This window comes from Oerskovia sp. 140933, assembly GCF_059651515.1.
Genome location: NZ_JAMXIO010000007.1, coordinates 132,049 through 140,687, shown reverse-complemented (window position 1 = coordinate 140,687; position 8,639 = coordinate 132,049). Strand labels below are relative to the sequence as shown.

Annotated in this window: 8 protein-coding genes; 3 read left to right on the top strand and 5 right to left on the bottom strand. The window is 70.7% G+C overall.

What is annotated here, in order from left to right:
- Window positions 1-53: 53 nt before the first annotated feature.
- From pgi to NHG27_RS06190, 3 genes are all read right to left on the bottom strand, one after another.
- A complete protein-coding gene (gene pgi / locus NHG27_RS06200; RefSeq protein WP_321575463.1) occupies window positions 54-1,757 on the bottom strand; it encodes a glucose-6-phosphate isomerase in 1,704 nt (567 codons plus the stop codon).
- A gap of 222 nt (window positions 1,758-1,979) precedes the next feature.
- Window positions 1,980-3,197 carry a GNAT family N-acetyltransferase gene (locus NHG27_RS06195; RefSeq protein WP_497015217.1) on the bottom strand — a complete coding sequence of 406 codons (1,218 nt, stop codon included), beginning with the start codon at window positions 3,195-3,197 and terminating at the stop codon, window positions 1,980-1,982.
- A 107-nt stretch (window positions 3,198-3,304) separates the two neighbouring features.
- Complete coding sequence (locus NHG27_RS06190) at window positions 3,305-4,078, bottom strand: DUF4097 family beta strand repeat-containing protein (protein ID WP_497015216.1); 774 nt, start codon at window positions 4,076-4,078, stop codon at window positions 3,305-3,307.
- Window positions 4,079-4,500: 422 nt separating this feature from the next.
- Here NHG27_RS06190 and NHG27_RS06185 point away from each other — a divergent pair, with 422 nt between their 5' ends.
- Window positions 4,501-5,667: a sensor histidine kinase gene (locus NHG27_RS06185; protein ID WP_497015214.1), complete on the top strand. Its 1,167-nt coding sequence runs from the start codon at window positions 4,501-4,503 to the stop codon at window positions 5,665-5,667.
- Window positions 5,668-5,699: 32 nt separating this feature from the next.
- On the top strand, window positions 5,700-6,365 hold the full coding sequence (locus NHG27_RS06180) for a response regulator transcription factor (RefSeq protein WP_497015212.1): 666 nt from the start codon (window positions 5,700-5,702) through the stop codon (window positions 6,363-6,365).
- A 126-nt stretch (window positions 6,366-6,491) separates the two neighbouring features.
- On the opposite strand, the gene NHG27_RS06175 is transcribed toward NHG27_RS06180, so the two are convergent.
- Both NHG27_RS06175 and NHG27_RS06170 read right to left on the bottom strand, forming a co-directional pair.
- Entirely contained in the window at window positions 6,492-7,628 is a 1,137-nt protein-coding gene (locus NHG27_RS06175; RefSeq protein ID WP_497015210.1) for a GNAT family N-acetyltransferase, read from the bottom strand.
- Between the two features lie 114 nt (window positions 7,629-7,742).
- A complete protein-coding gene (locus NHG27_RS06170) occupies window positions 7,743-8,009 on the bottom strand; it encodes a GlsB/YeaQ/YmgE family stress response membrane protein (protein ID WP_193721523.1) in 267 nt (88 codons plus the stop codon).
- Window positions 8,010-8,215: 206 nt separating this feature from the next.
- Here NHG27_RS06170 and NHG27_RS06165 point away from each other — a divergent pair, with 206 nt between their 5' ends.
- Window positions 8,216-8,584: an RNA-binding S4 domain-containing protein gene (locus NHG27_RS06165; protein WP_227748918.1), complete on the top strand. Its 369-nt coding sequence runs from the start codon at window positions 8,216-8,218 to the stop codon at window positions 8,582-8,584.
- Window positions 8,585-8,639 lie beyond the last annotated feature (55 nt).

Below are 8,639 nucleotides of genomic sequence, written 5' to 3'. Positions count from 1 at the left end.
GGCACGGACGACCTCGACCCCGTTCTGTGCTGCTGGCTACCGGCTACCGGGTGTCAGCTCCGCTGCTCGAGGTACCAGCCGATGAGCGACTGCGTCGACGGGTCCTGCTCGGCGAGCGCGGACGCGTCGCCCGCGACGGCTGGGGCGATCTCGTTGGCGAGCTTCTTGCCGAGCTCGACGCCCCACTGGTCGAACGAGTCGATGCCCCACACGACGCCCTGGACGAACGTGATGTGCTCGTAGAGCGCGATGAGCTGGCCCAGGACCGAGGGCGTGAGCGCGGGGGCGAGGATCGACGTCGTCGGGCGGTTGCCCGAGAACACGCGGGCGCTCACGAGGTCCTCGGGAGTGCCCTCCGCACGGACCTCGTCGGCGGTCTTGCCGAACGCGAGGGCCTTGGTCTGGGCGAAGAAGTTCGCGAGGAACAGCGAGTGCACGTCGACCTCGCCCGCCGAGGAGTCCACCAGCGGGTGCGCCGGGTTGGCCACGGCGATGAAGTCCGCGGGGATCAGGCGCGTGCCCTGGTGGATGAGCTGGTAGAACGCGTGCTGCCCGTTGGTGCCGGGCTCGCCCCAGAAGACCTCGCCGGTCTCGGTCGTGACGGGCGAGCCGTCCCAGCGCACGGACTTGCCGTTGGACTCCATGGTGAGCTGCTGCAGGTACGCCGGGAAGCGGTGCAGGTACTGCGCGTAGGGCAGCACGGCGTGGGTGTGGGCCCCGAGGAAGTTGACGTTCCACACGTTGAGCAGGCCCATGAGCGCGGGCACGTTCTGCGCGAGGGGCGCGGTGCGGAAGTGCTCGTCGATCGCGTGGAAGCCCGCGAGGAACTCCTCGAAGCGGGCCGGGCCGATCGCGATCGCGAGCGACGTGCCGATCGCGGAGTCGACCGAGTAGCGTCCGCCGACCCAGTCCCAGAACCCGAACGCGTTGGCGGGGTCGATCCCGAACGCCGCGACCTTGTCGAGCGCCGTGGAGACCGCGACGAAGTGCTTGCCGACGGCGGCCGTGCGGGCGTCCTCCGAGTCGATGTCCAGCGCCCCGACCGCAGCCAGCTCGGTCCACAGCCAGTCGCGCGCGAGGCGCGCGTTGGTCAGGGTCTCGAGCGTGCCGAACGTCTTGGAGGCGACGATGAACAGCGTGGTGCGCGGGTCGAGGCCTGCGGTCTTCTCGGCGACGTCGGTCGGGTCGATGTTGGACACGAACCGGACGTCGAGGTCCTCGGCCTTGTAGGGCAGCAGGGCCTCGTAGGCCATGACGGGGCCCAGGTCCGAGCCGCCGATCCCGATGTTCACGACCGTGCGCACGCGCTCGCCCGTGACGCCCTTCCACTCGCCCGAGCGCACCTTGTCGGCGAACGCGTAGACCTTGGCGAGCTCGGTGTGCACGTCGGCGTCGACGTCCTGGCCGTCCACGGTCAGCCCCGGGACGGCGCCGGCGGGCCGGCGCAGCGCGGTGTGCAGCACGGCGCGGTCCTCGGTCACGTTGATGTGGTCGCCCCGGAACATGGCGTCGCGGCGCCCGACGAGGTCGACGTCGTCCGCGAGGCGCACGAGGAGCTCGAGGGTCTCGTCGGTCACGAGGTTCTTCGACAGGTCGACGTGGAGGTCGGCGGCGTCGAACGTGAGGCGGGCGGCACGGCCCGGGTCCTGGGCGAACCAGGTGCGCAGGTCCGGGTCGAGCGCAGCCTGGTGGGCCGTGAGGTCGGCCCAGGCGGGAGTGGTGGTGGCGTCGATCGGCGGTGTGCTCGCAGTGCTCACGATGGTCTCGCTGCTCCCTGGTCGGTGGGGTCGTGGGGGTGTCCCGGGGGTGTGGCCGGACCCGACAACCGTAGGCCGCGACCTGCGGGGTTGTCCTGGCGGCTCACGGTGCGAGCGGTTGTGAGGTGTGTTGCCGGACATTCGTGCACGCCCGACGGCGGAGCGTCCGTCGGGCGTGCACCGTCACCGTGCTCCGCGGGTCGGGTGCGCGACGAGGTCCGGTCAGGAGAGCTTCTTCTGCCAGACGGCCGCGACCCCGACGGGCTCGAACCCGAGTGCGACGTTGATCGCGAGCATGTGCTCGTTCTCCTGGGCGTTCCAGGTGTTGATGCGGCGCTCGCCGGGCCGGCGTCCACCGTAGGCGCGCAGGTTGGCGACCTTGACGAGCATCCCGAGCCGGTGGCCGCGGTGCTCGCGGAGGACGAGCGTGTCCTCCTGGAAGGCGAAGGGCACGTCGGGGACGGGCATCTGCAGCACCGAGAAGGCTGCGAGGGTGCGCGTGGGGACGTGCTCGGCGACCGTGATCAGCACGTGCTGGTGCCGTCCGGCGAGGTCGCGCAGGTGGCTGCGGACGCGGGCGGCGTCCCAGGGGCTCTCGGCGACGTCGAGGCCAGCGTTGGGGATGTCGGTGCTCATGCGGGTCCACAGGACCGCGACCTGGTCCTCCCACGCGGTCGGTACCTCGTCCCACCAGGTGTGCAGCCGGTAGTCGTCTCCGGCCGTCTCGGCGGACCGCGCGTCGAGGGTGTCGAGCAGGGCGGGGTCGACCGGGAGCCGGAGGACGGAGGCGCGCTCGACCTGCTCGAGCGTGAACCCCCGCCCCAGCGCGAAGCGTGCCGGCCGGGACGCGGCGGGCACGCGGCCCGCGCCCGTGGGGGCGTCGAGGGCGCCGGGACCGGGGGCGGGCTCGGGCGAGTGGTTGCTGAAGGTGATGACCGTGGTCCGCTCCGCGGCGCGCGCGATCTCCTCGATCCGTGCCAGGAGCACGTCGCCGATGCCCTGGCCCTCGAGCCCGGGGCGCACCATGAGCGTGACGTACGCGAGGTGCGTGTTGCTCACGGTCGCGAGGTTGACGATCGCGGCGCCGCCCACGTCGCGGGGGTCCTGGGTGGTGCCGTCGGCGGGCGGGAGGTCGTCGTCGGGTGAGGCCTCGGAAGCCGTCCGCGGTGCCCCTCCAGGAGCCTCTCCGGGGAGCGCGACGACCAGGACCTTGCGCTGGTACTCCTGCTGCTGGAGCGCCCCGTGGATCACGGGCAGCGGGGCCCACCAGTCGGTCCACCCCCAGGTCGCGAGCTGCACGTCGTGCTCGATCTCGCTGTACGCCTGGTAGGCCCAGATGTCGGGGTGCTCGAGCGTGGGCGGGACGGGAGGTGCGTCGACCGCCCGCCAGGTCGGGCCGGTGGGGGCCGCCGGCCCGGGTGAGGTCTGGGTGCTCGTCATGCGCTCCACTCTCGTGCCCCGTGGCCTGCTCGGGCCAGACAATAACGACACATCGCTCCCGTCGGGCGGTCGGGCGCGCCGCGCGGCACGCCCGGCGGGAGAGCGGACTACGAGGCCGGGGTGATGCTGACGTCGCCGTTACGGGTCGTGACGGCGAGGATGTGGTTGCTGGAGTCGGACCGGGACACGCTCACGTCGTCCGTGCCCTTCTTGGTGGTGACGTCCACGCGGTACTCGGTATCGGGCAGCGCGAGGCCGACGTCGCCGTCGTTGCTGTCGACCTCCACGCGGTCGGGAGCAGCGGAGAACGTCAGGTCGATGTCGCCGTTCCTGGTGTCGGTGGTGACGGTCTTCGCAGACAGCCCTGTGCCGTTGACGACCATGTCCCTGCCGGTCAGGGTCAGGGTCGGGCTGCTGATCCGTGCGAGGTCGGCTCGGCCGTCGACGGCGCTGACCGTCAGGTCGGCGCTGAAGCCGCTGGCGTCGATCAGGCCGTTCTTGTTCTTCGCGACCACAGCGACGCCGTCGGGCACGTGAACGGTGAACCTGCCCTGGCAGCTGATCGCGAGTCCGTTGCAGTCCACCGAGAGGCTCAGCGTGTCCCCGTCGAGAGTCTCCGTCGCTTCTGGGCTCTCACCGTTCGTGGTTCCTGCGATCTGCCGATCGACCGTCACCTCGTCGCTGCCGCCGGGGACGAGGACGAGGTCTGCGGTTCCCGCGTCGATGGTGAGCGACCGACCCTCGTAGGGGAAGGTCTGCGACACGGTGTCGGCACCGGAGAGGTCAGCGACTCCTCCGCCACCGCTCGAACAACCGGCGGTGAGGGCTGCGAGGGCGAGGATGCTTCCGACGGCGAGCGTAGTGCGGATCTGGATCTTCACGAGGGTCTCCGTGTCAGGGATGGAAATGTACGGGGTCTGGTGGGTCAGCCGGCTCGGAGCGCTCGCGGGAGTTGTGGGCGCGAGGCAGCGGACGCCTGGGCGACGAGAGCCAGGACTGGTGTCGTGAGTGCGAGGAGGGCGAGTCCGTCGAGCGCGGCTCAGGGGATTCCGTGGATCGATGCGACGGATTCCGTGCGGCACCCGCACCGTCCCGCTCCGCGCCCCGGCACCGGAAAGGCCCCGGCACCGGAAAGGCCATACCGACGTCGCGAAGGCTGAAGCATGATTCGGAGGTCGCTTGGCATGCAACCATTTCACCAGCGTTCGGCGCGCAGCACAGTAGTGCCAAGTACCGTTCTGGGCGGCCAGAGGTAGAGCTGGCTCTACCTTTGGCGCAGGGGGCGTCAAGGTAACATGGTGGGGTGTCCAGGCTCCGTGTCGGCCGTCGAGTGCTGACAGAGGTGCTGGCTGCGATCGCCTTCCCTGTCCAGCTGATCGGCCTGTTCGTCGCACCTGTGTCTGCGGTGGTCGTCGCAGAGCTCGACCGGCTCAGAGCCCAGGCCTGTGGCGAGCCGAGCTTTCCCCTGAAGCCGTCCACCGCTACCTGGCGCTCATGGGTGAAGAACCGTTTGCGTACGCGTTCTCTGTGGAGCACGGACATACCGGTCTACCTGTGCGCGATCGTCTTGAGTGCCGCGTCGTTGTGGATCAGTTTCTGGGGTTTCGCAGGCGGCCTGGTGCTCGTTCTCGAGCCGCTCTTCTGGTCGTTCGGCATCGCGGCTCAGATGGGCCCGTTCATTCCGCAGTCAATGACGCACGCGATTCTCGCAGCCCCCGCAGGAGTGCTCCTCGGGTGCGCGGCACTCGCGCTCCTGACGGGAATCTCACTCCTGCGTGACGCCCTGCGCACAGCCTTCTCGCGTGAGCAGGATCCTGACCTCGTCGCCAAGGTCGATGAGCTGCGCAGCAGCCGGGCATCACTGACCCGTGCATTCGAGCTCGAGCGACAACGCATCGAGCGAGACCTGCACGACGGTGCCCAGCAGGAGCTGGTGGCCGTGATCATGCGCCTGGGGATGCTCGAGGCGGCCGCTGCGTCGACCGAGGCGCCCGCCGTGATGAGTCAGGCGACCCAGGCCCGTGAGCATGCCGAACAGGCTCTCGCCAGGCTCCGGCAGACGGTGCGTGACATCCACCCTCGGGAGCTGACCGACCTGGGTCTCACCGCAGCCGTGGGGGAGCTCGCCGCACGGTCGCCACTGCGCATCGAGCTCGACGCGTCAGGAGACGACGCCTTGCTCTCCGCCCCTGCAGCGGCCGCCGCCTACTTCACGATCTCCGAAGCCCTGACGAACATCGTCAAGCACGCTGGTACGGACCAGGCCGTGATCGAGCTCCGTTGCGACCACACAGGTGTTCGGCTTCGCGTAGCGGATTCAGGCAAGGGTGGTGCGGAGGTCGGTGCCGGAACAGGGCTTGCCGGCCTGATGGAACGCGTCCGAAGCGTGGGAGGGAAGCTCGAGGTCTCCAGCCCGGTCGGCGAAGGTACGATCGTCGCAGCTGCTGTGCCGGCTGAACCACCCTGGTGACGCATGACGCAGACAGGCAGGAAGAAGGGCGCATGAGGGTCGTTCTGGCTGACGACACGACACTCATGCGAGCGGGGATCCGCGAGATCCTCACCGCGAACGGCCACGAGGTGGCACGTGAGTGCGAGGACGCCACCGAGCTGGTTGCCGTGATCGACGACCTCGCGCGCACAGGCGACGCACCCGACATCGTGATCACCGATGTGCGCATGCCACCAGGCAACACCGACGACGGGTTGCGGGCGGCGCTCGAGCTGCGGTCACGGCACCGTGACCTGCCGCTGCTGATTCTCTCGGCCTACGTCGTCGGCCCCTATGTGCGCGAGCTCCTCAGCGGGCCCGGAGCGGACGGTGGGGTCGGCTACCTCCTCAAGGAGAAGGTCGGGCGCGTCACGGACTTCCTCCGCGCACTCGACACCGTTGCCGCTGGCGGTGTGGTCATCGACCCGGAAGTCGTCAAGCACGCCACCGGGGCCGGCAAGCAGGACAGTCCGCTGTCGCGTCTCACCGATCGCGAGCGTGAGGTGCTGATGCTCATGGCCGAGGGACACTCGAACACGGAGATCTCTCGTGAGCTCCGTCTCTCCGGTGCCGCCGTCAGCAAGCACGTGTCCAACATCTTCCTCAAGCTCGGTTTCTCGCCCGACCAGGACAACCGGCGGGTGAGAGCCATCCTCGCCTGGTTCGAGCATCGTTGAGCTGATCGCCGGCCGACCCGCCCACCCGGCGCCCGCGGGGGGCCGTCCCGTGCACGCCCTGCGCCTCGGGCGAGTCGAGCGAGTCCGGGACGGGCACGCGCAGGACGCGCTACGCCGTCGGGCCGCTCACGCGCCCACCCGCTTCTGCCAGCCGGCGTACCCGCCGGCGGGCGTGAAGCCCAGGTCGATGTTGATCGCGAGCATGTGGTCGTTCTCCTCGGCGTTCCAGGTGTGGATGCGTTCGGTCGTGGGCCGGCGCACGGCGAGCTCGTCGAGGTTCACGACCTTGACGAGCATCCCGAGCCGGCGCCCGCGGTGCTCTCGCAGGACCAGGGTGTCCTCCTGGTAGGCGAACGCGGGGCGGTCCTCGGGGTAGTCCAGGACCGAGAACGCGGCGAGCGTGCCCGACGGCACGTGCTCGGCGACCGTCATGAGCAGGCCGTGGCCCTTGGCGCGCAGCTCCTCGAGCCAGACGCCCACGCGCCGCGCGTCCCACGGGTCCTCGCGGAAGTCGATGTCGCCCAGGGGGGCGTCGGTGCTCATGCGCGTGAACAGCGTCCCGACCTGCTCGCGCCACTGCTCGGGGACGTCGTCCTCCCAGACGTGCGTGCGGTGGTCGGGACCGGCGGCGGCCAGGGCCTGCGCGCGCAGGCGGTCGAGCGCTCCGGGGTCGACGGGCAGCGGCAGGATCGAGTGCCGCTCGACCTGCTCCAGGACGTACCCCTTGCTGCGGACGAACCGTGGGCCGGGATCGTCCGCCGGGACGCGCCCGGCGCCCGTGCGCGCCTCGAGGGCGCCTGGTCCGGGCGCAGGCTCGGTGCCGTGCTGGGTGTCGGTGAACAGGACCGTCCTGCCTGCGTCGACGAGGACCCGCTCGCCCGTCTCCCACAGCGCGCTCCCGATCCCGTGGCGTCGGTGCGCGGGGCGGACCTGCACGGACAGCTCGCCCAGGTGCGTGTTGCTGCTGGTCGGCAGCGCGACGGCCAGGTGGCCGAGCACGTCCTGCGGTCCCGGGGTCTCGGGGGCGTCCGTGCGGACCGCGACGAAGCGCTGCTTGGTCGTGTACTCCTGGCTGTCCATCCCCGCGAGGACGTCTCGTGCCTCGTCGGCGAGGTCGTCGTAGCCGTGGATCTCGGTCGTGACCTCGGCCTCGACCTGGGCGATGCCGAGGTAGGCCCACGCGTCGGGGGAGTCGAGGTCGGTGGGGTGCGGGGCCTCGACGATCTGCCAGGTCGGCGTCGACTCGGTGGGGGGCTGGCTCATGTCCTCAGAATCTCGCGCGAGGCGCGAGCGGTCCACGGGTTTTCGGGGCGTGACGGGGGCGCGGCCCGGTCTCCTGGGCCGCGCCCCTCGGTGCGCCCGACGGCGCAGCGTGGGTCAGGCGTTCGACCTCCGGCCCGCGATGAGGCCCCAGATCAGCAGGACCACGAGCGAGCCGATGAACGCCCAGAACCAGGTCGAGAAGGACCAGAACTCCTGGTTGGGGTCCGAGCCGAACGCCCGGCCGATGAACCCGCCGACGAACGCCCCGACGACACCGATGATCAGGGTCACGACCCACCCGCCTGCTGCCCTGCCCGGCATGATGGCGCGGGCGATGGCCCCCATGATGAGTCCGATCACGATCCACGACAGAAACCACATGGTCCACTCCGTTCGTCGGACGAGCCCGACGGCCGACGACGACAGGGTCGGGGCCGGACCGGCGCCGTCGCCGGTCGGTACCACCGTGGCACGCTCGCACGGGACGCGCACGCCCATAGGGGGGGGGGGGCGATCCGCGCACCGGACCGCAGCGCGACGTGCGCAGCCTACGCTGGGGTGGTCCGACGTCGGGAAGGGAAGTGAGCATGCGGGTCGACAGCTGGCTCTGGGCGGTCCGCCTGACCAAGAGCCGTTCGGTCGCGACGGCCGCGTGCCGCGCGGGCCACGTCAAGGTCGACGGCGTGCGCGTCAAGCCGTCCGCGACGCTCAAGGTCGGCAGCACCGTGACCTACCGCGGGGGCGACCGCGAGCGGGTTGTGGAGGTCGTCGAGCTGCTCGCCAAGCGGGTCGGGGCGCCCGAGGCCGCGAAGGCGTACGTCGACCACAGCCCGCCCGTGCTGCCGCGCGAGGCCGTGCCGTTCGTGCCCGTGCGCGACCGCGGTGCGGGGCGGCCGACCAAGCGGGAGCGCCGCGAGATCGACAAGCTGCGTGGCCGGGACCTGCCACCGGTCTGACCCGACGCGGCCCGGCGTCGTGCGAGACGGGTGGTCGCGCACGAGACGGGTGCCT

Excerpts from the sequence above, each read along its gene's own strand:
- NHG27_RS06195 (WP_497015217.1), bottom strand. The coding sequence starts at position 3,197 with ATGACGAGCACCCAGACCTCACCCGGGCCGGCGGCCCCCACCGGCCCG.
- NHG27_RS06180 (WP_497015212.1), top strand. The coding sequence starts at position 5,700 with ATGAGGGTCGTTCTGGCTGACGACACGACACTCATGCGAGCGGGGATC.
- NHG27_RS06175 (WP_497015210.1), bottom strand. The coding sequence starts at position 7,628 with ATGAGCCAGCCCCCCACCGAGTCGACGCCGACCTGGCAGATCGTCGAG.
- NHG27_RS06170 (WP_193721523.1), bottom strand. The coding sequence starts at position 8,009 with ATGTGGTTTCTGTCGTGGATCGTGATCGGACTCATCATGGGGGCCATC.
- NHG27_RS06165 (WP_227748918.1), top strand. The coding sequence starts at position 8,216 with ATGCGGGTCGACAGCTGGCTCTGGGCGGTCCGCCTGACCAAGAGCCGT.